This is a genomic window from Gluconobacter kanchanaburiensis NBRC 103587 (assembly GCF_007988905.1).
Taxonomy (GTDB): Bacteria; Pseudomonadota; Alphaproteobacteria; order Acetobacterales; family Acetobacteraceae; genus Gluconobacter; species Gluconobacter kanchanaburiensis.
On the sequence record NZ_BJVA01000001.1, the window covers coordinates 100445 to 122995 of the forward strand.

19 protein-coding genes are annotated in these 22551 nt (G+C 59.8%); 11 read left to right on the top strand and 8 right to left on the bottom strand.

Features of this window, described 5'->3' with window-relative positions:
* Positions 1 to 11: 11 nt before the first annotated feature.
* The 4 genes from GKA01_RS00480 to GKA01_RS00495 all read right to left on the bottom strand — a co-directional run bounded on the left by GKA01_RS00480 (position 12) and on the right by GKA01_RS00495 (position 3101).
* Entirely contained in the window at positions 12 to 287 is a 276-nt protein-coding gene (locus GKA01_RS00480; RefSeq protein ID WP_146858148.1) for a hypothetical protein, read from the bottom strand.
* 140 nt (positions 288 to 427) lie between these two features.
* Positions 428 to 1495 (bottom strand): histidinol-phosphate transaminase, encoded by a 1068-nt coding sequence (gene hisC, locus GKA01_RS00485; RefSeq protein ID WP_146858150.1) that lies wholly within the window; start codon positions 1493 to 1495, stop codon positions 428 to 430.
* Positions 1492 to 1992 (bottom strand): ankyrin repeat domain-containing protein, encoded by a 501-nt coding sequence (locus tag GKA01_RS00490; protein ID WP_228119732.1) that lies wholly within the window; start codon positions 1990 to 1992, stop codon positions 1492 to 1494. Before GKA01_RS00490 ends, hisC begins: the two co-directional genes overlap by 4 nt.
* 74 nt (positions 1993 to 2066) lie before the next feature.
* The gene (locus tag GKA01_RS00495) at positions 2067 to 3101 is read right to left on the bottom strand and encodes an MBL fold metallo-hydrolase (RefSeq protein WP_228119730.1); all 1035 of its coding nucleotides are present in this window, start codon (positions 3099 to 3101) and stop codon (positions 2067 to 2069) included.
* Between the two features lie 107 nt (positions 3102 to 3208).
* Here GKA01_RS00495 and tkt point away from each other — a divergent pair, with 107 nt between their 5' ends.
* The 10 genes from tkt to aldA all read left to right on the top strand — a co-directional run bounded on the left by tkt (position 3209) and on the right by aldA (position 15135).
* Positions 3209 to 5266, top strand: a complete 2058-nt coding sequence (gene tkt, locus GKA01_RS00500) for a transketolase (protein ID WP_146858154.1) — start codon at positions 3209 to 3211, stop codon at positions 5264 to 5266.
* A gap of 12 nt (positions 5267 to 5278) precedes the next feature.
* Entirely contained in the window at positions 5279 to 8152 is a 2874-nt protein-coding gene (locus GKA01_RS00505) for a bifunctional transaldolase/phosoglucose isomerase (protein ID WP_146858156.1), read from the top strand.
* Between the two features lie 3 nt (positions 8153 to 8155).
* Positions 8156 to 9154, top strand: a complete 999-nt coding sequence (gene gnd, locus GKA01_RS00510) for a phosphogluconate dehydrogenase (NAD(+)-dependent, decarboxylating) (protein WP_146858158.1) — start codon at positions 8156 to 8158, stop codon at positions 9152 to 9154.
* A 105-nt stretch (positions 9155 to 9259) separates the two neighbouring features.
* Positions 9260 to 10120, top strand: a complete 861-nt coding sequence (locus tag GKA01_RS00515; RefSeq protein ID WP_194265779.1) for a Cof-type HAD-IIB family hydrolase — start codon at positions 9260 to 9262, stop codon at positions 10118 to 10120.
* Positions 10117 to 10857: a 6-phosphogluconolactonase gene (gene pgl / locus GKA01_RS00520; protein WP_146858162.1), complete on the top strand. Its 741-nt coding sequence runs from the start codon at positions 10117 to 10119 to the stop codon at positions 10855 to 10857. The genes GKA01_RS00515 and pgl overlap by 4 nt, the downstream gene beginning before the upstream one ends.
* Before the next feature lie 11 nt (positions 10858 to 10868).
* Entirely contained in the window at positions 10869 to 11549 is a 681-nt protein-coding gene (rpiA, locus tag GKA01_RS00525; protein ID WP_146858589.1) for a ribose-5-phosphate isomerase RpiA, read from the top strand.
* A gap of 2 nt (positions 11550 to 11551) precedes the next feature.
* Entirely contained in the window at positions 11552 to 12088 is a 537-nt protein-coding gene (locus tag GKA01_RS00530) for a gluconokinase (protein ID WP_194265778.1), read from the top strand.
* A gap of 3 nt (positions 12089 to 12091) precedes the next feature.
* A complete protein-coding gene (locus tag GKA01_RS00535) occupies positions 12092 to 12619 on the top strand; it encodes a YaiI/YqxD family protein (RefSeq protein ID WP_146858166.1) in 528 nt (175 codons plus the stop codon).
* Positions 12620 to 12668: 49 nt separating this feature from the next.
* Positions 12669 to 13553: a LysR family transcriptional regulator gene (locus tag GKA01_RS00540; protein ID WP_146858168.1), complete on the top strand. Its 885-nt coding sequence runs from the start codon at positions 12669 to 12671 to the stop codon at positions 13551 to 13553.
* A 139-nt stretch (positions 13554 to 13692) separates the two neighbouring features.
* A complete protein-coding gene (aldA, locus tag GKA01_RS00545; RefSeq protein WP_146858170.1) occupies positions 13693 to 15135 on the top strand; it encodes an aldehyde dehydrogenase in 1443 nt (480 codons plus the stop codon).
* Positions 15136 to 15298: 163 nt separating this feature from the next.
* On the opposite strand, the gene GKA01_RS00550 is transcribed toward aldA, so the two are convergent.
* The 4 genes from GKA01_RS00550 to GKA01_RS00565 form a co-directional block, all read right to left on the bottom strand.
* The gene (locus tag GKA01_RS00550) at positions 15299 to 16405 is read right to left on the bottom strand and encodes a glycerophosphodiester phosphodiesterase (protein WP_146858172.1); all 1107 of its coding nucleotides are present in this window, start codon (positions 16403 to 16405) and stop codon (positions 15299 to 15301) included.
* Positions 16406 to 16418: 13 nt separating this feature from the next.
* Entirely contained in the window at positions 16419 to 18800 is a 2382-nt protein-coding gene (locus tag GKA01_RS00555; RefSeq protein ID WP_146858174.1) for a TonB-dependent receptor, read from the bottom strand.
* 108 nt (positions 18801 to 18908) lie between these two features.
* Positions 18909 to 20348, bottom strand: a complete 1440-nt coding sequence (locus GKA01_RS00560; RefSeq protein WP_146858176.1) for an ATP-binding protein — start codon at positions 20346 to 20348, stop codon at positions 18909 to 18911.
* Between the two features lie 4 nt (positions 20349 to 20352).
* The gene (locus GKA01_RS00565) at positions 20353 to 21591 is read right to left on the bottom strand and encodes a TIGR03862 family flavoprotein (protein ID WP_146858178.1); all 1239 of its coding nucleotides are present in this window, start codon (positions 21589 to 21591) and stop codon (positions 20353 to 20355) included.
* Positions 21592 to 21665: 74 nt separating this feature from the next.
* Between GKA01_RS00565 and panC the strand changes: the two genes are divergently transcribed.
* Positions 21666 to 22493 (top strand): pantoate--beta-alanine ligase, encoded by an 828-nt coding sequence (panC, locus tag GKA01_RS00570; protein ID WP_146858180.1) that lies wholly within the window; start codon positions 21666 to 21668, stop codon positions 22491 to 22493.
* Positions 22494 to 22551 lie beyond the last annotated feature (58 nt).

The following is a 22551-nucleotide window of genomic DNA, read 5'->3' on the forward strand; positions in this document are numbered from 1 at the left end:
GCCATTCTGCATTACATGGATCGGATTGTGTTGCGTCGCGGCGGACGCCGCTGTCGATCGGACTGTGTTTCCGGATTTGCGGCCCTGGCGGCCTTTTCGCGCGCGATGGTTTTCAGTTCGGTCTCCAGCTCGCGGATACGGCGCTGGATGCTCTCCTTCAGCGTAGGAGAGGTATGGGATTTCATCGTCGCAATCGTTTCCTTGAGGTCCCGAAGCTGTTTTTCCTTTTCGGCCTGATTGCGGCGAATAGGCTGGTTGTCGGACATCTGTCCCTGGAATGCACGCATATGTTCAGTCTTTCCGCATGAAGCATCTACAGGCCTCCTGCCCATTCCGGAGAAAGGACAGGACAAGGCATGACGAAGCATGCCTGATTGGCCCTGTTCGGTTCATGACTATGGGGACGGAGTATTACCGTCCGGTTAATTCAGGATCGGGGAGTAAGGATGTCCCGCAAAGCGTCTGTCAGGCGTATGCAGGCCTCATCCGTTCCGATCGAGATGCGCAGCCAGTCCTGGATGCGCGGGGTTGAGAGATGCCGGACAAGGATCGCACGCTCGCGCAGGGCTGCGGCGATGGCTCCGGCTTCGTGCTCCGGATGGTGCACAAGAATGAAATTGGCACAGGACGGCAGGACTTGGAAGCCAAGATTTTGCAGCTCCGGAACCAGCCGGTCACGGCTGGCGATGACGCGCGCCGTAATGTCCGCCAGCCAGTTCGTGTCCTGGATTGCGGCGATGGCCCCAGCTTGTGCCGGACGGGAGAGAGGGTAGGAATTGAAGCTGTCCTTGACCCGGTTGAGACCTTCGATCAGCTCTGGTGAGCCAATCGCAAAACCCACACGCAGCCCTGCCAGAGCGTAGGACTTTGACAGCGTCTGGATCACGATAAGGTTGTCATGACGATGTGTCAGTTCAATGGCGGACTGTCCCCCGAAATCGACATAGGCCTCATCGATGATGACGGTTCGGTCGGGATGGCGTTTCAGGAGTGTTTCGATCTGTTCCAGCGGCAGGGCTATGCCTGTATTTGCGTTGGGATTGGCGACGATGATGCCGCCGCATTCGCCGGTATAGGCATTGATGTCGATCGTGAAGTCGTCTTTGAGCGGAATATGGCGGAATGGCTGATCGAATAGGTCGCAATAAACCGGATAGAAGCCATAGGTCACATCCGAAAACAGGACCGGTGAGTCGTCGTGAAACAGGGCGCGGAAGGCATGGGCCAGGACTTCATCGGAGCCGTTGCCTACGAAGACGCGGTCAGCGGTGGTTTCGAACCGGGCGGCGATGGTGTCGCGCAAGCTCGTGGCTGTCGGATCCGGGTACAGGCGCAGGTCGTCGCAGGCGGCCTCACGAATGGCCTCAAGTGCTTTCGGACTCGGACCGTAAGGAGATTCGTTCGTGTTGAGTTTCAGCAGATCGGCGACCTTGGGCTGCTCCCCGGGAATATAGGGGTGTAGGTCGCGTACGCGGCGGTTCCAGAGACGGCTCATGCGGATGCGCCAGCAAACAGATCGATCATGAGCTGGCGCTCCGAAAGATCGCGTGCGGAGACGCCGTCAGCGTCCGTCAGATCAGGGTTGGCGCCTGCTGCCAGCAGCTTTCGCGCCATGTCTTCGCGGTTGAACATGATGGAAAACATGAGTGGGGTGCGGCCTGCATGATTGGTATGATCCACTTGTGCGCCGTGATCGAGCAGAAGTGTTGCGATGTCGGTCAGGCCTTTGAAAGCCACGCCAGACAGGGCGCTTGCCCCTTTCAGATCGGTTGCCTCGGTGTCGGCGCCACGGTCGAGTAGCAGTCGTGTGGCGTCGGTATGGCCGTTATAGGTGGCGACGATCAGCGCCGTATAGCCACGGCTGTCCGGTGTATCGATGGCCATGCCCGCGTCGAGAAACTGGGTCAGGAGGTCGGTGTCGCCTTCACGGGCTGCGTCGATGAACAGGGCAGTGATCTGGTCTGACGTAAAAGTGACGTTCTGGGCGTTCATGACGGTTTCCACATGGCGGTGTTCGCCGGGCGGCGGGGCTCGGCAGGGGAAGAGGAAGTAAATCTCGTGCGAGGTTAGCTTTTTGTGAGGGCGGGCGGAAGAGTAAGGCTGTCGCCGTTTTCCAGCGCCATGAACGGGCGATGCTCCGGCCGACAGGCGAATTCCAGACGGGTGGGAGGTTCCAGGATGGCTTCATCCGTGAGCTGGAACGTTCCGAAATGGATCGGCAGTCCCCGCCTGGCCTTGAGTGTGTCGAATGCCATCAGGGCTTCTTCCGGCGACATATGCACGCGGCGCATGAGATCGCGCGGTTCGTAGGCGCCGATGGGAAGAATGGCGAGATCGATCTCCGGCCAGCGACGGTGAATGGCCTCGAAGTGCTTCCCCCAGGCGGTATCGCCTGCGAAAAAGATCGAGTGGCCGTCTGCTTCGATCATAAATCCGCCCCAGAGGGCGCGGTTGGAATCGAATGGAGTGCGGGCGCTTCCATGGAGGGCAGGGGTGGCCGTGAAGTGGGCGCCCTCATCGGTTGTGCCCTCCCACCAGTCCAGTTCGACGATGCGGGGCAGGCGGGCTTTTTCCAGATGGCGGCGGTTGCCCGGCAGTGACAGGCAGAGCGGGTCGTCACGTTCCGCCAGAGCGCGCAGGCTGGGTAGGTCCATATGGTCGTAATGGCAGTGCGAGACGAGAATAATATCGATCCGCGGTAGGTCAGTGAGCGCGATGCCGGGTGGGCGAACGCGTCGGGGGCCGAAACTGCGGAAGGGGGAACAGCGTTCGGAGAAGACCGGATCGGTAATGATCCGTAGAGGCGCGCGTCCTGTGCGGCCGAACTGGAGCAGAACGGTCGCATGACCGATAAACGTGACGCAGCATTCTCCTGGGGCCGGTGTGGCCTGAGGGTAGGATTTCTGGGGCGGAAGGGCGTTCGGCCAGCGTGGTCTGAGGCCCATCTGCCAGCGGAAGATATTTCTGATCCTCTGGGAGGGACGGCGGGCCATTCTTGCCCCATCAGGACGCCAGGCTTCGGGATTCAGGTAACGATGCCCGTCGAAGTGCGGCAGGTTGTCATTAAGCACAAGAGCGTGTTTCACAATATGGTTTACCAATCAGCCATTGCGTCCGGCGCGACTTCGCGTCATGCCGTGGCAACAGAATGTACGGGAAATATCGTCGCGTTTCTTCCCGTCAGTCACAAGCCGGAGATCCCATTCCGATGAGTACGCTTCCCCAACTCGCCATCAATACGATCCGTACCCTTTCGATGGAAGGTGTCGAACGCGCCAATTCCGGCCATCCCGGCACGGCCATGGCTCTCGCACCCGCGATGTATGCGGTCTGGCAGCACGATCTGAAATACGATCCGGCCGATCCGTGCTGGCCGGCGCGTGACCGTTTCGTCCTTTCGGTCGGCCATGCATCGATGCTGCTGTACTCCACCCTGTTCCTGACGGGCGTGAAGGATATCCGGGACGGTAAGGTCGTTGATGCACCGTCGCTTACTGTCGAGGATCTCTCGCAGTTCCGTCAGTTGAACTCTAAGACGCCGGGCCATCCAGAATATCACTTTACCGCTGGTGTAGAAACCACGACCGGCCCGCTCGGGCAGGGGTGCGGCAATTCCGTCGGTATGGCGATTGCGCAGAAATGGATGTCCGCGCGCTATGACCGTCCGGGCTTCAAGCTGTTCGACTATCACGTCACGGTGTTCTGTGGTGATGGTGACATGATGGAAGGTGTGGCTTCCGAAGCTGCCTCCACGGCAGGTCATCTCGCACTTGGAAATCTGACCTGGATTTATGACTCGAACCAGATTTCGATCGAAGGTTCGACGGACCTTGCTTTCACGGAAAACGTGGGTAAGCGCTTCGAGGCGTATGGCTGGCATGTTCAGACGCTCACGGACGGCAATGACGTCGATGCCATTCTCGCAGCACTGAAGGCGGCCCGCGCGGTGACGGATCGTCCGAGCCTGATCGTGCTCAAGACGGTCATCGGCTATGGTGCTCCCAAGAAGGCCGGTACGGCTTCGGCGCATGGTGAGCCGCTGGGTGCGGAAGAGATCAAAGGCGCAAAGGCCGCTTATGGTTGGCCTGAGGACGCTCCGGACTTCTATGTCCCGGACGGGGTGAAGGAGCATTTCGCCGAAGGTCTCGGCAAGCGCGGCGCGAAGGCCAGTGCGGAATGGCGTGAGCTGTTCTCGGCCTATCGTGAGGCACATCCGGAACTCGCGGCTGAAATCGACTGCATCATCGAGCACCGGCTGCCGGAAGGCTGGGACAAGGATATCCCGACCTTCGAAGCTGATGCCAAGGGCATTGCCTCGCGTGCAAGCTCTGGTCAGGTTCTGAATGCGGTTGCGAAGAACCTTCCCTGGATGATTGGCGGTTCCGCCGACCTGACGCCGTCCACCAAGACGGACATCAAGGGCGGTGGCTCTTTCCAGCCGGAAAAATGGAATGGCACCTATGGCGGCCGGAACCTGCATTTCGGTGTGCGCGAACATGCGATGGGTTCCATCTGCAACGGCATCGCGCTGTCGGGAATCCGGGCTTACGGGTCGGGCTTCCTGATTTTCTCCGATTACATGAAGGCGCCGATCCGTCTGTCGTCCATCATGGAGCTGCCGGTTCTTTACATCTTCACGCATGACTCCATTGGCGTGGGTGAAGACGGACCGACGCATCAGCCGATCGAGCAGCTTGCACAGCTTCGCGCTACGCCGGGCATCATGACGATCCGTCCGTCCGACGCCAACGAAGTGGCGGAAGCCTGGCGGACGCTGATTCCGATGACGCACAAGCCTTCTGTCCTCGCTCTGAGCCGTCAGAATCTGCCCACGATTGACCGTACGAAGTACGCTTCCGCTGCCGGTCTGGCGAAGGGCGCCTATGTTCTGGCGAGCTGTGAGGGCAAGCCTGATGTGATCCTGATTGCGTCGGGTTCGGAAGTCAGCCTTGTGGTCGCGGCTTACGAGAAGCTGACGGCAGAAGGCATCAAGGCCCGCGTCGTCTCCATGCCGAGCTTTGATCTTTTCGAAGAGCAGAGCCAGGAATACCGCGATTCCGTCCTGCCGCCGGATGTCATTGGCCGCGTCGCGGTCGAGCAGGCTGCGGCCTTCGGCTGGGATCGTTATGTCGGTCTGGGTGGCGCGATCATCGCGATGAACACGTTCGGTGCGTCGGCTCCGGCTTCCGCACTGCTCACGAAATTCGGTTTCACGCCCGAGGCGGTCTATGACGCGGCAAAGCGTCAGGCCCTTCGCGGCAAGTAAGGGAGAGATCCTGTGGCAGACACAATCTCCAATACCGGTCTGAATACCGTTAGCAACGCTTTGTGCGACCTCGAGAAATACGGCCAGTCTCCCTGGCTGGATTTCATCCAGCGTAGCTTCACGGAGGATGGAAGCCTCCGCAAGCTGGTGGACGAGGATGGCCTGCGTGGCGTGACGTCCAACCCGGCCATCTTCGAGAAGGCTATTGGACACGGCACGGAATACGATCCGCAGATTCGCAAGCTGCTCGAAGGCGAGGGGTTGTCCCCTGGCGATCTGTACGAGCATCTCGCCATTGACGACATCCGGTCCGCCTGTGCGGTGCTTGACCCGGTGTTTGAAAAGACCAAGGGGCTGGATGGCTATGTCAGCCTCGAGGTTTCGCCCTATCTGGCGTTTGACGCGCATGGAACGATCACTGAGGCCCGCAGGCTCTGGAAAACGGTCGCGCGCAAGAACCTGATGATCAAGATTCCTGGAACTGCCGAAGGAACCGGCGCGATCCGGGAGGCGATTGCGGATGGCATCAATGTCAATGTGACGCTGCTGTTCTCACTGGACGCTTATAAGGCTGTTCTTGAAGCCTATATTTCGGGTCTGGAAGCCCGCGTGGCGCGTGGCGAGGAAGTCTCCCGCATTTCCAGCGTTGCCTCGTTCTTCGTCAGCCGCATCGACGCCAAAATTGATGGCGAAATCGACCGCCGTGTGGCTGCAGGTGATGCGGAAGCCGAGGCACTGAAGGCCATTCGTGGCAAGGTTGCGATCGCCAACGCCAAGATGGCGTATCAGTACTACCTTGAAGTTCGTGACAGCCAGCGCTGGAAGGCGCTTGCCGAGAAGGGCGCCAACCCGCAGCGCCTGCTCTGGGCCAGCACCGGCACCAAGGACAAAGCCTATTCCGACGTTCTCTATGTCGAGGAACTGATCGGACCCGAGACGGTCAACACCATTCCGCCCGCAACGTTCGATGCGTTCCGCGATCACGGCAAAGCGCGTGCCAGCCTGACCGAAAATATCGATCAGGCCCGGCATGTGATGGCAGAGGCCGAGCGTCTTGGCCTTGATCTTGATGGCGTGACGACGAAGCTGGTCAAGGAAGGCTGTGCGGCCTTCAGTGTGTCGTTTGATACACTCCTGACCGCTGTTGCCACCAAACGCGAAGCTGTTCTCGGTGACCGCCTGCTCCGTGTGAGTGCGGACCTGCCGTCGGATATTCGGGACGATGTGGCAGGCGCCGAGAAGGACTGGAGCCAGAGTGGCGGTCTGCGTCGCATCTGGAAGAAGGACCCGTCCGTCTGGACCAACGGTCCCGAAGCCGATTGGCTGAACTGGCTGACGGTCGTGCAGGATCGGCTGTGGCATATCGAGGAGCTGGAAGTTCTGGCCCGCGATGTTCGCAGTCGCGGTTTCACGGACATCCTGCTTCTGGGCATGGGCGGTTCGAGTCTTGGACCAGAGGTTCTGGCCGAGACATTCGGTCAGCAGGAGGGTTGGCCGAAGCTGCATGTTCTTGACAGCACGGACCCGCAGCAGGTTACGGCGTTCGAAAAAGCCATCGACCCCAAGAACACGCTGTTCATCGTGGCCAGCAAGTCTGGCGGCACGCTGGAGCCGAACATCCTGTTCGCGCATTTCTGGCAGGTCGCGGGTCAGGCGCTTGGCAAGAAGCCCGGTGACAGCTTCATTGCCATCACCGATCCGGGTTCGCACATGCAGAAAGTAGCCGAAGAAAACGGCTTCTGGCGTGTGTTCTACGGCGATCCGAAGATTGGCGGCCGTTATTCGGTGCTGTCCAATTTCGGGCTGGTGCCGGCAGCCGCGAGTGGTATCGATGTTCGCAAGCTGCTGACGATTACCAGGCTGATGGTGGAATCCTGTGATGGCAGTGCGCCACCTGCCGCCAATCCCGGTGCTGTTCTGGGGCTGATCCTCGGTCACGCAGCACATTGCTTCGGGCGCGACAAGGTGACGATTCTCGCTTCTGATGGGATTGCCTCGCTGGGTGCATGGCTGGAGCAGCTTATTGCTGAAAGCACCGGCAAGAAGGGCCTCGGCCTTATTCCGATTGACGAAGAAGAGCTGGGCACCCCGGACGTTTACGGAACGGATCGTATTTTCGTCGATCTGCTTCTTGGCGACGATGCTCCGGACAGCCGTCTTGGCGCACTGCGCGCCGCAGGGGCTCCTGTCGTCACGATCCGTTTGGCCGACGCTGCGCAGATCGGACAGGCATTCTTCCTGTTCGAATTCGCGACTGCCGTCGCCGGTGCCGTTCTGGGGATCGATCCGTTCGATCAGCCGGACGTGGAATTCAGCAAGCTCGAGACACGCAAGCTGACGTCCGCCTATGCCGAGACGGGTTCGCTTCCGCCGGAAACGCCTTTCGCCAAGGATGGTCCGCTGTCCTTTTATGCCGATGCGAAGAACACTGAAGCTTCTGGCAGCAAGGGGGATGCGGCCTCCATTCTCAAGGCGCTGTTCGATCGGGTGAAGCCCGGCGATTACGTTGGTCTGCTGGCTTATATCCGGCGTGATCAGCAGACGCGGGACTGGGCACAGTCGGTTCGCATGGAGCTTCGGGACGCGCTGAAGGTGGCGACAGCCGCCGAGTTTGGCCCCCGGTTCCTGCATTCGACGGGCCAGGCCTACAAGGGTGGACCTGACAGCGGCGTGTTCCTGCAGGTTACGACCACGGATGCGGCGGATGTGCCGGTTCCGGGCCATGGCTTCAGCTTCAGTGTCGTCAAGGCGGCACAGGCACGAGGCGATTTCGAGGTGCTCGCGGCTCGTGGCCGTCGTGCCCTTCGTGTTCATATCGATGGACCGCTGGAGGAAGGGCTCAAGGCTCTGGAAACGGCGATTCACAAAGCACTGGCAGGAGCATAAGTCATGCGGATCGGAATCATCGGACTGGGACGGATGGGCGGCAATATTGCCGTTCGTCTGACGCGCCACGGACATGATGTCGTCGTGCACGACCGCACGCCGGAAGTTACGGCTTCGGTCGCTGGACGCTGTGAAGCGGGGCGCGCGACCCCCGCCAGTTCTGTGGCCGAGATGGCGAAGCTGCTCGAAGGTGACGAACACCGCGTGGTGTGGGTCATGCTTCCGGCTGGTGCCATCACCGAAGCCTGTGTTCAGGAGCTCGGTGGTCTTCTGGGGCGCGGGGATGTCGTCATCGACGGTGGTAACACGTATTACAAGGACGACGTCCGCCGGTCGGCCGAGCTGGCTGAAAAGGGCATCTCTTACGTGGATGTCGGGACTTCAGGCGGCGTCTGGGGTCTGGAGCGCGGTTACTGCATGATGTTTGGCGGCACGAAAGAGACCGCCGAATACATCGATCCGATCCTCAGCGCGCTCGCGCCGGGCATCGGGGACGTGCCGCGCACGCCTGGCCGTGGCGAAGCGGGTCATGATCCGCGCGCCGAGCAGGGCTATCTGCACTGTGGTCCCGCTGGTTCGGGGCACTTCGTGAAGATGGTCCATAACGGCATCGAATACGGTATGATGCAGGCCTTCGCCGAAGGTTTCGACATCATGAAGAGCAAGAACTCTCCCGTTCTTGCAGAAAAAGACCGCTTCGAGCTCAATATGGGTGACATTGCCGAAGTGTGGCGCCGTGGCAGTGTCGTGTCGTCCTGGCTGCTCGATCTGACAGCCGAGGCGCTGACCCGTTCCGAGACACTCAACGAGTTCTCGGGTGAAGTCGCGGACTCCGGCGAAGGCCGGTGGACGATCGAGGCCGCTATCGAGGAAGACGTACCGGCTCCGGTCATGACGGCCGCGCTGTTTACGCGCTTCCGTTCGCGGTCGGGCAACAACTTTGCCGAGAAAGTGCTCTCGGCACAGCGTTTCGGCTTCGGCGGACACGTCGAAAAGAAATAAGACTGCGCCCGTCATGGGCAATGACTGGCTGGCAGGGTATGGTTCTCCATTGCTGACCAGCCAGCCCCCGCAAAGACTCTGACGGGGGTTTTTACAGGGGCTTTTATGTCCGTTGACCTAGACGCCATTCATGCGGATCTACCGCCGCTGCCACAGACCATTCGCATGGTCGTGTCAGATATGGATGGAACCCTTCTTACACCCGACAAAGTGATTGCACCGTCGACGCTTGCGATGGCCAAAGTGCTGCAGGACCGGGGTATTCCGCTCTGCCTGGCCAGCGCCCGTCCTCCTGCTGCCATGGTCTCCTATATCCGGCAGCTTGGTCTGACGGGGAACAATGCCGGGTTCAATGGCGGCATCATTTTCTCGCCTGACGGTGCGGTATCCGTCAGCCGCGTTCTCTCTCCGGATGTGCTGTCCATTGTCCATGACATGCTTCATCTGCACGGGATTGAGACCTGGTTTCTGCGGCAGTCCTACTGGCTGGTAAAGGACGCCCATACACCCTTTGTCCAGCACGAACACGGCATTACCGGTCTAACCCCGCATCAGGTTCCGGATCTGCGCCAGGAGTTCGAGGGGGTTGGCAAGGTCATGGGTGTTAGCAGCAATACCAGCCTGCTTCAGGATATCGAGACGGAACTTGCTGCTATGCTTCAGGGTGATGCGAGTGTGAGGCGCTCTTCCGATATCCTGCTCGACGTAACACCGGCCCTTGCCAATAAAGGGGAGGCGGTGCGCGAACTGGCCCGTGCCCACGGGATTGCGCCGCATGAAGTGGCCTGTCTGGGTGATGCCCATAATGATCTGCCGATGTTTTCGGTCGCAGGTCTGGGGATCGCGATGGGACAGGCCGAAGACGATGTGAAGGCCGCCGCGCAGGTCCTCACGGATACCAACGAGCGAGACGGCTGGGCCAAGGCCGTGGAGCGTTACATTCTGCCGAGAGTGCCCCAGTCATGACAACAGATATTCGTGCTGCTACGCTGGAGACCCTTCCGGACGCGGAGGCTGTTGCCCTTCGGATGGCGGATCTCCTGATCGAGGGCGTTCTTGCCAAAGCTGACGGTCCGTTCCGGGTAGCCCTTTCGGGCGGCTCCACTCCTAAAAGACTGTTTGAAATTCTCGCGACGCCATCGCGTGCGAAGCTGATTCCCTGGGATCGGGTCGAGGTCTTTTACGGAGACGAGCGGCATGTTCCTGAAGGACATGCCGACAGTAATCATACGGTCGGCCAGTCCGTCTTGCTGTCGCGCGTGCCGGTGCCGGCGCAGAACGTCCACGCCATTCCGACGGTCGGCACGGTTGAAGAGGACGCGAGAGCCTACGAAAAGACCCTTCAGACGGCTTATGGTGCAACGGTTCTCGATCCGGAGAAGCCGTTGTTTGATCTTGTCATGCTGGGCCTGGGCACGGACGGACACACGGCATCACTGTTTCCAGGTCAGGACGTTCTGAAAGAGCGGACCGCCTGGGTCGGGACGGCCGCTCCCTCTACCGCGCCGTATGAGCGTATCACGCTGACCTATCCGGCCATACGCTCCAGTGCGCTTGTTGTGTTTCTCGTGACCGGTTCTTCCAAAGTCGAAATGCTGGAGCGCCTGATCGAGGGTGACAGTTCCATTCCGTCCGCGCGGGTGACAAGCGAAGGACGGATTGTCATTCTTGCGGATCGTGCAGCAGTGGGAGAAGGCGCTTGAGCGATACCGACATGAATATTCACAAGCGCACTGCCGCGCGTGAAGCCGCTGATATGGTCAAGAGCGGCATGGTGGTCGGGCTCGGAACGGGAAGTACGGCCGCTTACATGATTGAGCGTCTGGGTGAGCGTGTTGCCGAGGGGCTGGAAATTTTCGGAATCCCGACATCTGATGATAGTGAGGACAAGGCGCTCAGGGCTGGTATTCCGCTGACAGATTTCAGTGTGCATCGCCGGATCGATATTGCCATCGATGGTGCGGACGAGGTTCAGAGGGGGCCGCTCAATCTGATCAAGGGACTGGGGGGCGCGTTACTGCGTGAAAAGATCGTCGCGCAGGCTGCGAAGCGTTTCGTGGTCATCGTGGACGGGACCAAGCCTGTCGATCTGCTGGGTGAGCGCGCACCTGTGCCCGTGGAGGTGGTTTCCTTTGGTTGGGAATGCACGGCGGAACGTCTTGCGGCCTGCGGGGCGAGAGGCGTGAAGCCGAGGGCCGATAGAGCGGGATCTCTGTTCGTAACCGACACGGGCAACATGATTCTGGATTGTCATTTTGGTCCGATTGAAGATCCGGAGGCGTTGGTGTCGAAGATTGCCCGCATCGCGGGCGTTGTGGAGCATGGCATGTTCCTCAACATGGCCTCTGAAGTGCTGGTCGCCACCTCCGAAGGCGTTGAACGGTGGGAGCTATGACAATGGATGCACAGACAGCTCATATCGGCGTCAGGCCCCGTTATCTTGTGATCATGGGTGTCTCTGGGACGGGGAAGACGACGATCGCGAGCGGGTTGGCCACGCGTCTTGGGTGGCGCTTTCAGGAAGGCGATGCCCTTCACCCGCCCGCGAATGTGGAGAAAATGAGCGCGGGACAGCCTCTTACCGATACGGATCGCGCGCCCTGGCTTGCGTTGTGCCATGAGTGGCTGCGGGCGCAGGTCGAAGCGGAGCAAGGGGCGGTCCTAACGTGTTCGGCTCTCAAGCGGGCCTATCGCGAGCAGCTTGCAGGTGAAGGACTGCCGATCGAATTTGTCCATATCGACACGTCTGCTGACGCTCTGGCTGAACGTCTGAAGCGGAGGGAAGGGCATTTCATGCCCGCAAGCCTGCTGCCGAGCCAGCTTGCGACTCTTGAAGTCCCTGGAGATGATGAGCCGGTAATCCGGGTTTCGGGCGAGAAGCATCCCGACCTGGTTCTTGAAGAACTGATCCGGCATTTTCAGGCGGAAGACTGATCCATGACGAAGGCCACCCGGATTCTGGTGGATGCCGATGCGTGCCCTGTTAAGGATGAGATCTATCGGGTCGGGGCACGCTATGGTTTGCAGGCAGTCGTTGTCGCCAATAGCTGGATGAACATTCCCCAGTCTCCGCTTATCGAACGTGTTATTGTTCCTGAAGGGCCAGACGTGGCGGATGACTGGATCGCGGAACAGGCGACTCCTCTTGATATCATTGTAACGAACGACATTCCGCTAGCGGTACGCTGTCTGGCGAAGCAGGCTTCTGTCCTGCGCCCCAATGGCGAGGAAATTGACGAACGCTCCGTCGGAATGGTCTCGGCCATGCGCGATCTGATGCAGGGTCTGCGCGAGACGGGGGCGGTCACGACCTATAATCCGTCTTTCGGAAAAGCCGACCGGAGCCGGTTTTTATCCGCACTGGATACACTCATCGTGCGACTCCGCAGGAAAGCTGGCATGGGGAAAACGTTCCCCAGTTCTTCCCAAACAATCCACAGGCCCTTCCCCGGAGATGTTCCCTGAATCTGGGGATATGTTTTTCCGGGACCGTGTCCTTTCCTGAGAACGTCGTATGAACCCGCTCCGCCTTGCTCAGATAGAAATGTTCTGTGCTGTCGTGGAGGAAGGGACCGTCATTGCGGCATCTCGCCGGCTGAACTGCGTGGCGTCCAATGTGACGGCGCGGATCCGGGAACTGGAGCTTCTGCTGGGGCAGGATCTCTTTTTCCGCGAAAAAGGGCGATTGATCCTCACTCCCGAAGGACGACTATTCTATCAGAAAGCTGGTCCGATCGTTTCCGGCGCACGGGATCTGACTGATCTGTTTGAAGAGGGAAGACCGCGCGGCATCCTGACGATTGGTGCTCTGGATGTGGCTCTTGAGGGATATCTGCCGGGGATCGTTCCACACTTCCTTGCAGACTGTCCGGAGGTGGAACTCAGGGTGCTCCTGCGTCCAACATATACTCTGGAGCGGATGCTCGCGGAGGGTGAAATTGATCTGGCGGTGACGGATGGCCCGATCGTCCATCCGCTCATGGCAAGCCGTCTTACTTTCCATGAAAAACTGGCTCTCGCGATGCCGGGCGGTCAGACAAGGCTCCGGGCAGGCCCCAAGGACAGGCAGCATGTCTTCCTGTTCAATACGGACTGTCTTTACCGGCGTTTTTTTGAAACCTGGCTCGAATCACACGGGGTGACGAACGCCGTCATCCATACTGTCGAATCTTACGATGTTATCCTCGCCTGCGTGCAGTCCGGTCTCGGGATTTCCTGCATTCCCCGCAGTATTCTCCTGCAGGTCCGGCAAGACCGCCGCGATGGGATCGATTTCACATATCCTGAAGATCTACAGGGGAGCGATGTGTATTTTATCTGGCGCGAGCCGGGGTTGAATGATTTGGGGCGTAGGTTCCTGGACCATATTCCGGCGGTTCTGAATATTCATGAAAAGTGAACATATAGAACACAAATCGTCACTTTTTATTATCGGAGAAGGGCTTCACCCTACGGTCATCAAATGAACTGCTGGCTGCTTGATGCGTCTGTTGCAAATCAGAGCGTCTTGCCGCCGCACTGAAAAAGCAGGAAATTTCATGATCGAAAAGAAAAATCTCTTTATCAACGGAGCCTGGGTCGCGCCGAAGGGCGGCGAGTGGCTGAGTGTTGAAAATCCGGCCACGAAAGAGGTCGTGGGTGAAGTGGCCAAAGGAGGGCAGGCGGATGTGGACGCTGCCGTTGCCGCTGCGAAATCCGCCTTTACTGGCTGGAGCCGTCGTACAGCCACCGAGCGTGCAGACTATGTGCATGCGCTCAAGGATCTGGTGAAGCGGGACAAGGAGAAGCTGGCCGCCATCATCACGTCCGAAATGGGCAAACCGCTGAAGGAAGCCCGGGTCGAAGTGGATTTCGCCATTGGTCTGCTGCGTTTCGCTGCTGAGAACGTATTGCGGCTCCAGGGCGAAATCATTCCGGGCAATTCTCCTGACGAAAAGATCTTGATCGACCGCGTGCCGCTCGGCGTTATTGGCGCGATCACGGCCTGGAACTTCCCGCTCGCGCTTTGTGCCCGCAAGATCGGCCCGGCTGTGGCGGCGGGTAATACGATCGTCGTCAAACCCCATGAACTGACGCCTCTGGCGTGTCTGCATTTTGCGAAGCTGGTTGAGGAAGCCAGAATTCCTCATGGCGTCATCAATGTCGTGACGGGGGACGGCAAGGATGTCGGTGTGCCGCTCGTAGCACATAAGGATATCAAGCTCATCACGATGACCGGCTCGACACCGGCGGGCAAAAAGATCATGGCTGCCGCGTCTGAGACGTTGAAGGAAGTCCGGCTGGAACTTGGGGGCAAGGCGCCGTTCATGGTCATGGAAGACGCCGATCTGGACAGGGCCGCCGAGGCTGCGGTTGCGTCGCGTTTTGGTAATGCAGGGCAGGTTTGTACCTGCAACGAGCGGACCTATGTTCACGAGGCTGTCTATGACAGGTTTGTCCAGAAAGTTCGCGCGAAGATCGAGGCTTTGAAGGTAGGATTGCCGACCGATCCTGCCACGGATATGGGCCCTAAAGTGAGCGAAAATGAGCTCAACAAAGTTCATGAAATGGTGGAACATGCCGTCCGTCAGGGCGCACGCCTCGCCATTGGGGGCAAGCGTCTGACGGGTGGTGTGTATGACAACGGGTATTTCTATGCCCCGACGCTGCTGACGGATGTGGCGCAGGACATGGACATCGTGCACAACGAGGTCTTCGGTCCGGTCATGTCTCTGATCAGCGTGAAGGATTTCGATGAGGCCATCGCATGGGCCAATGATTGTCGCTACGGCCTGTCGGCCTATCTCTTCACCCACGATCTGGGGCGTATCCTGCGCATGACACGCGAGCTGGAATTCGGCGAGGTCTACGTGAACCGGCCGGGTGGCGAGGCGCCGCAGGGCTTCCATCATGGCTACAAGGAGAGTGGCCTTGGGGGTGAAGACGGGCAGCATGGCATGGAAGCATACGTCCAGACCAAGACCATTTACCTCAACGCGTAACTGTCTGACGGGCGGCGATACTTTCGCCGCCCGGATAATATTCCGGCCTTCAACAGAGCTGTCATCAAGGACTTCAAGCTCGACTGAGAATCCTGCTCGGCCATAAAAAAAGGAGGCTCTCCTATGCGGGGGAGACCTCCTTTATTTGTACGAGAATGATGGGTCAGATGGTCCCATCCACGGCTATGCGCCCAAGTGCGGGGTCGTCCGTGAAGAAGCCGTCGATCCCCATGTCCAGATAGCGGCGGAGTTCCGCGATCATGCCTTGAGGATTGCGGACGGCGTCGCCAGCATTACTGCGAAGCTGCGTCGGGAGGAAATAGTTTTCCGGCCGCGCCGTGTAGGAGTGGACCAGAAGTCCGGCTTTATGGGCGTCCGTTACGAGGGTGGAGGGTTCCAACCACGCTCCCTTGCTGTCGCGCGGGATCAGGTCCGTGTTGGACGGACCGATCACGTCGGCATAGCGGCGGATGTCCTTCAGGCCGTCAGGCGTCATGAGATCGCCGAAGGTGGTGGTTTTGCCCGCTGCCAGCAGATCGGGCGGGACGTCCTTGCGTTCACCCATCAACAACATCAGACGCGCCTGCGGGTTGATGGACAGGACGTCCGACCGGATGCGACCCAGATTTCCGGTCTCGAAGGACTGGACCTCCAACGGGGCCTGCCGCGTGTAGTTGTGGGCCGAAATCGTGCGCAGGAACGCGGCTTCGGGGTTCAAGCCGAGGCTGTTGAAGTGCGTGGAGTGTTTGATTTCCGGTACAAGGCCGAAAACCTTACCCGTCGCGGCTGACTGTGCGGCGACCTGCTCGATGACTTCTTCGAAGGTCGGGATTTCGAAATGATCATCATAGCGGGTGTTGTGGACCCGGATCGTGGAAAGACGTTCACGGGCGCGCAGGGTCTTGAGTTCGGCGAGCGTGAAGTCGGTTGTGAACCAGCCGGTTTCGACGCGCCCGTCAATCTTGAGAGACCGGTGACGGGAGGCGAATTCTGGATGGTCCGCGACGTCTGTCGTCCCGGCGATGTTGCTTTCATGGCGGACGACCAGATGGCCGTCCTTTGTCATGACGAGATCGGGCTCAATGAAATCCGCACCGTCCATCATGGCGCGGGCGTAGGAGGCCAGTGTGTGTTCCGGACGCAGGGCCGAGGCCCCGCGATGGGCGAATACGAGGGGCTTCGGCGCCAGTGAGGGCGCGGCCTTCGCCCGCAGATGCAGGGCCGGAAGTCCTGCTGCGAGCAGGCCGAGGCTCTGGCGACGTGTCAGCATGAGGCGGTATTCCTTAAAGGGTCGCGCTGAGGCTCAGGAAGAACATGCGAGGCGCGATGGGATAGGCCGAAAACTGACCCGAGGTCTGGGTTGCGTTGATCGTGGACCATCCCTTTGTATTTGTCAGGTTGGTGATGTTGCCCTGAACCTTCAGCGACGCGAGATGCGGGATATTGTGGAATGTGTAGCCCGCATTCAGGTTGAACTGAGCGTATGGCGCGGCCCACATGTCGTTGGTGTAGGTCGCATAACGTTTGCCGATCACGTCGCCGGTGAACTGGCCGTAAGCATTGCCCCAGTTGGTGGTGAAGACGAACTTCTCCGACCAGTCCGGCATGCCAACGACGTTCTTGCCTGCGGTGTGAATGATGCTCGAGCCGGTGCTGTAGTTATCGTTGTAAACGGACTTGTTGTAGGACAGTGCGTTGTACAGCGAGAAATGCGGACCGAAATGGGTGGTGAAGGAGAAGTCCATGCCATCCGTTGTGACCGAACCCACGTTCGCAAGCGTGGTGGCCGAACCGATGATGGACGACAGGGTCTGCGTCGTTGCCACGGCCAGAAGGCGGTTCGAGAAGTGGACGTGATAATATTCGACCTGACCTTCGATCGCCGTCAGAGGGCCGAGATGGACTTGGCGATGTTCACGCAGACCGGTTTCGTAGGTCCATGATGTTTCGGGCTTGCCGTTCTTCTTGAACTCTTCGAAGGCGGCCTGGCTGGTTGCGCCCCAGGGGGTGGCATTGCCATAGCCTGCGTCCTGATAGGAGCGCATGTTCTCCTGGATATTGGCGAACCACTGCTCGTGCTTTGTGATATCCCAGACTGCACCGAAAGCGGGCAGGAACGGCTTGGCGGCATCGATCTCGCCACCCGGAGCAGTCACAGCATAGGATGGCGAGAGCGAACCAGCCTTTGCCGCGACCGGTAGGGTGCCGTTCGTATAGACCAGCTCGGACTTGAAGCCCGCCATCAGCGAGAAGTTCTTCGAAATCTGCCAGTTGTCCTGCAGATGCGTGACGAATGTGTTGGTATAGAAATTGTTGGTATACTGGTCGATCAGAGCATTCTGCTGGCGCTCATACGGCGTCGTCGGATTGGTGGCGCTCAGCGGATACCAGCGACGGGCCTGCGTGTTGTTGTTGCGCTCATACCAGCCGCCGAGTTCGATCGAATGCTTGCCCAGATGGTAGCGCAGCGTGGACATCAGGCCGCCGCGATTGTCCCAGTATTCGGTCGTCCGCGTTGCATAGCCTGAACCGCCGAAGACGCTGTTCAGGTCCTGCCCCGGATAATAGGCGGCGAACAGCGTCGGCAGACCGGCTGCGGAGATCGGACCGGCAACAACACCTTCACCCAGATCGTGGTGATAATAGATGCTGTTGTCCCAGTGCAGGTTTTCGCTGAAATCATGCGTCCACTTGGAATAGGCAAGGAAGTCTTCGCGCTGGGCCGCAGAGTAGTAATTGCGATAGTTCAGGCCGACCGCATTTGCGTTGGCCTTGGCGTAATTGAAATTGGGATAGGTGAACGGGCGAACATAAATACCGTAACCCTGCGGTAGCGTGATGCTGTCCTCGTTCGGCTCGACCTTCTGGGACCAGTCGAAGAAGGTCGAGAAATGATCATGTTCGCTGTTGTGAACGAACTTCGCGTTGACCTGATAGCCGCCCTGATGACCGGCAAAGTCCCACGCGCGCGCATCCTGCCGTGCGAAGGAGACATAGGCCGAGTTGCCGTGGCCGAACTCGCCAGTATCAAGCCGCGCATAGGTCCGGAATGTGGACCAGCTTCCGAAAACCTGCTGAATCTGTGCGCCACGCTTCCTCAGTGGGTCCTGAGTCGTGAACTGGAGCGTACCGCCAAGATTGGATGTGGACGCCGTACCGAGTGCGCCTGCACCGGACGAAACCGAGGCCGATCCGACATTTTCGCTGATGACCGCACGCTGCGGGGACAGGCCGTTGTAGTTGCCATAGGCCTGATCGCCGAGCGGAATTCCGTCGAGCGTGTAGCCAAGCTGGTTCTGGTTAAAGCCGTGAACGTAGAGCGAGGAATTCTGCTCGTTGTTGCCCCAGGGGTCGGCATTGTTGAACACTACGCCCGGCAGGATTTCGAGTGCCTTGACCGGGTTCACGCCCGGAAGGATGCGCTGAATCTGGACGCGGCCCAGAGCCTGCTCCGAACGCGTGCGGCGCGCTGTGATGACGAGCTGCTCGGTACCGCCTGCTATGGCCTCTGCTTTGGCTTTGTGTCTGGCGTTATGGCCGGTGGAAACTGGCTTTTTGGGGGCCGTCGCTGCTGCATCGGCCGTGTGAGGAAGGGCGGTGACGAGCGCGAAAGGCGAGCAGAAAACCGTCAGAAGCAGACGGGAGCGTAGCAGGTTACGCGGCATTGAATGTCTTTCCGGAAGCATAAGGGGTCGAATGCGGCGGACCCTAATCTTTCCTTAAAGATCTGCGTGTGAAGCTCCTGTGAACGTGCGGTGACAGAATTATGACAGTCAGGTCGTCTGCCAGCCCAGTCCGACGATCGCCACCCGCCGTCCCAGAGGTGTATCCTGAAGAACGATAACCTCCCGTTCCTCAAGATAGTTGAGCTGGCGGCGGGCACGGCCAAGGGAATGTGTTCCGTAGGCACGGGCCAGCGCATCATCGTCCGGGCAGGTTTCCGCATCCAGCGCCGTACGGGCCAGCAGCAGGAAAACGCCCTGCACGTCTTCCGGCAGGGTCGCGGCGACTGTCTGGGCCTGCTTCCACTCCTCGCCTTCGGAGCGCTCCCGGTCCATCCCGGCGCGGATCGTGGCCAGCATCCGGCTAAATGACCCCAGTTCCAGCACATTGCGCGACAGGCCCTGAATGCGCGCCCTGAGTTGGAAGTCCTGATACAGGGTCGCCAACGGTTTATAGTCCGAACCTTCCCCAGCCACGACTTCGGCGACCAGCGACCAGAGCTGATCTGGATCGGCCTCGATGCTCACGGCTGCGGGGGCGGGTTCCTCAGACTCACGTTCTGCACCATAGGCATCGAGCTGGGCGAGGAGATCCGGCGGAGGGGGGCGGGACTCGCGACGCGCCCGGGGGGTGAACTCATGGACGGGTTCGAGAATGATGTCCCGCAGGTCTTCAGCGGAAACAGGCTCAAGCGGCACGAGAACCGGACCAGTGGCATGGCTTGCGGTTGTGACAGGGCCGATGGCTACGAGTTTCGGACGTCGGCTCAGGGCCGGCCCGAGCGCCATGAACTGACCACGGGCCAGGTCACGGAAGGATTCCGCTGCCCGGCGTTCCATGCCCAGAAGATCGGCCGCGCGTGCCATGTCGATATCGAGGAAGGTCCGGCCCATCAGAAAGTTGGATGCTTCTGCCGCAACGTTCTTCGCCAGCTTCGCCAGACGCTGGGTTGCGATCACGCCTGCCAGACCGCGCTTTCGGCCACGGCACATGAGGTTCGTCATGGCGCCGAGCGACAGGCGGCGTGCTTCGTCCGATGTGTCGCCGCTGGCCACGGGGGCGAAGAGCTGGGCTTCGTCCACCACCACGAGGGCCGGATACCAGTGCGCACGCGGGGCTTCGAACATGCCGTTAAGGAACGCGCCGGCTGCGCGAAGCTGCATTTCGGCTTCGACCTGTTCGAGGTTCAGCACCACGGAAGCCCGATGCGCCCGTACGCGCTCGCCAGCGGCGCGGAGGCTGGCTTCGGACTGGTCTTCGACGTCGATCACCAGATGGCCGTAATGGTCGGCGAGTGTGACGAAATCGCCTTCCGGATCAATCATCACCTGCTGGACGAGGGTTGCCGTCTGCTCAAGCAGGCGCCGCAGGAGATGCGATTTCCCCGAGCCGGAATTGCCCTGGACCAGCAGGCGCGTGGCCAGGAGCTCCGGCAGATCAATGCAGGTGTCGGAGCCGTCGCGGCCCTGTCCGAGAACGATGGATGTCATGGCGTCAGGCGATAGCGGAATTGGACGATTCTAGCCACCCAAGGACGCCATTTGCCGCCGCATGAGCTGTGGAAAAACACCCCTGAAGCAGATAGCCGCCCGTCGGCGCTTCCCAGTCCAGCATTTCTCCGGCCACGAAAACGCCAGGGCGGGACGTCAACATGAAGCGTGTATCTACGACCTCCCTTTGTACGCCCCCTGCGGTCGAGATGGCGCGATCGAGCGCGTCCATGCCGACCAGCGGCAACGGGAGGGCCTTGAGGGTCTGGGCAAGCTGCAGTGGGGTGGCGTTTTTGGGTGTCGCGAGCCTGAGAAGCTCCTGGGACGGTGCATCCAGTGCCAGTGCTTTGCGCAAACGGTTGGACTGGCTTTCGCGTTCGCGCTGGGCCAGCAGGCGCTTCAGAACTTCTTCGTTCGAAAGTGTCGGACGAAGATCGAGAGTGAGAACGGCTTGTCCGTCGCGCCGGATCGCGTCCCGTAACGCAGCCGAGAGCGCATAAAGCGCCGATCCTTCAAACCCGCGGGCGGTGATGGTCAGGTCGCCCCGGCTCTGATGTTCGTCAAATGATAGGCCGCCAAAAGAGAGACCGACTGAATGCAGGACGCTACCGTCGTGCCTTGCTGCGAAATCGGCTGGCCAGTCGGGCAGGAAGCCGCAGTTTGCAGGTGCGAAAGGCGCGGTGTCATCCGGCAGGAGGTCTGCCCAGAGACCGTCCGACCCCAGACGGGACCAGCTTGCGCCCCCCATTGTCAGGAGGGTCGCATCGGCCTGAACGGAAATCCGGCCGTCAGGAGTATCGAAAACAGGGTCCGAACCCTCCCAGCTGACGAAACGATGCCGGGTTTGGATCGTCACGCCCTGCTGCGCCAGACGCTCCAGCCACGCTCGTAGAAGCGGAGAGGCTTTCATGGCTTTTGGGAATACCCGCCCTGAAGAGCCGGTAAAACATGGCTGCCCGAGGCCTTCCGCCCATTGCCTCAGTGCCTCTGGCGGAAAGGCGCGGATGGCAGGTTCGAGCCAGTCTTGCGCATTACCATAACGCTTCAGAAATCTGCCCAGCGGTTCCGAATGTGTCAGGTTCAGCCCGCTACGCCCGGCCATGAGCAGCTTGCGCCCCACGGTTGGCATCCTATCAAACACCTGTACCCTGCATCCTCGCGCAGACAGGATTTCGGCGGCGAACAGCCCTGCTGGACCGGCTCCGATAATAGTGATGGACGGGGAAGGGGACGCAGTAGTCATAGGCGTCTGATTGCCATGTGCGGCAGGGTTTGTCAGGTTCCGCACGACTGGTTCTGGCCGGAAAGGAAACACAGATGCAGGTTTTTGAAACAATCGCGGCGTTTCGGACCGCACGGAAAGGCTATGCGGCGCTCGGCTTCGTTCCGACGATGGGGTTCCTGCACGAAGGTCATCTGGGCCTTGTCCGCAGGGCCAAGGCCGAAAATGGTGCGGTGGCCGTCAGTATTTTTGTCAATCCGACGCAGTTCGGGCCGAACGAAGACTACGCCTCCTATCCGCGCGATCCGGACCGTGATCTGGCGCTTCTGAAAGACGCCGGAGCCGATCTGGTCTTCCTGCCAACGCCGGACGTGCTTTATCCGCCGGGTTTCGCGACCCGCATTGAAGCCGGCGGCGTTGCGGACGAACTCGAAGGCCAGTCCCGCCCCGGACATTTCTCCGGTGTGGCAACGGTTGTGACGAAGCTGTTCAACATCGTCCAGCCGCAGCGGGCCTATTTCGGACAGAAGGATGCCCAGCAATGCGCGGTCGTCCGCCGTTTTGTGGCGGATCTGGATATCCCTGTCGAAATCGTGGTCTGTGATATCGCCCGGGAAACAGACGGCCTTGCGCGGTCCAGCCGCAATGTGCGCCTGACGCCAGAAAACCGTCAGAAAGCCCCGGCGCTGTATGAGGCATTGCAGGAAGCCGCGCGACTGTTTCGCAGCGGTGAACGTAACACGGACGTTCTGGAGGGGGCGCTGCGCGTCAGCCTGATAAAGGCCGGCCTGCCGGACATCGACTATGCCACGGTCGTGAATGCAGACACATTTCGCCGCGAAGGCTCCTGTTCCGAAAACGCGCTGGCGCTTCTGGCCGTGAAAGCAGGGGCGGTCCGGCTGATCGACAATATGCCACTTTGAGATCTGCCTCCTTCGTGCGGTATAAGCATGAATTGCTGACGGACGGAGGATTTCAGAC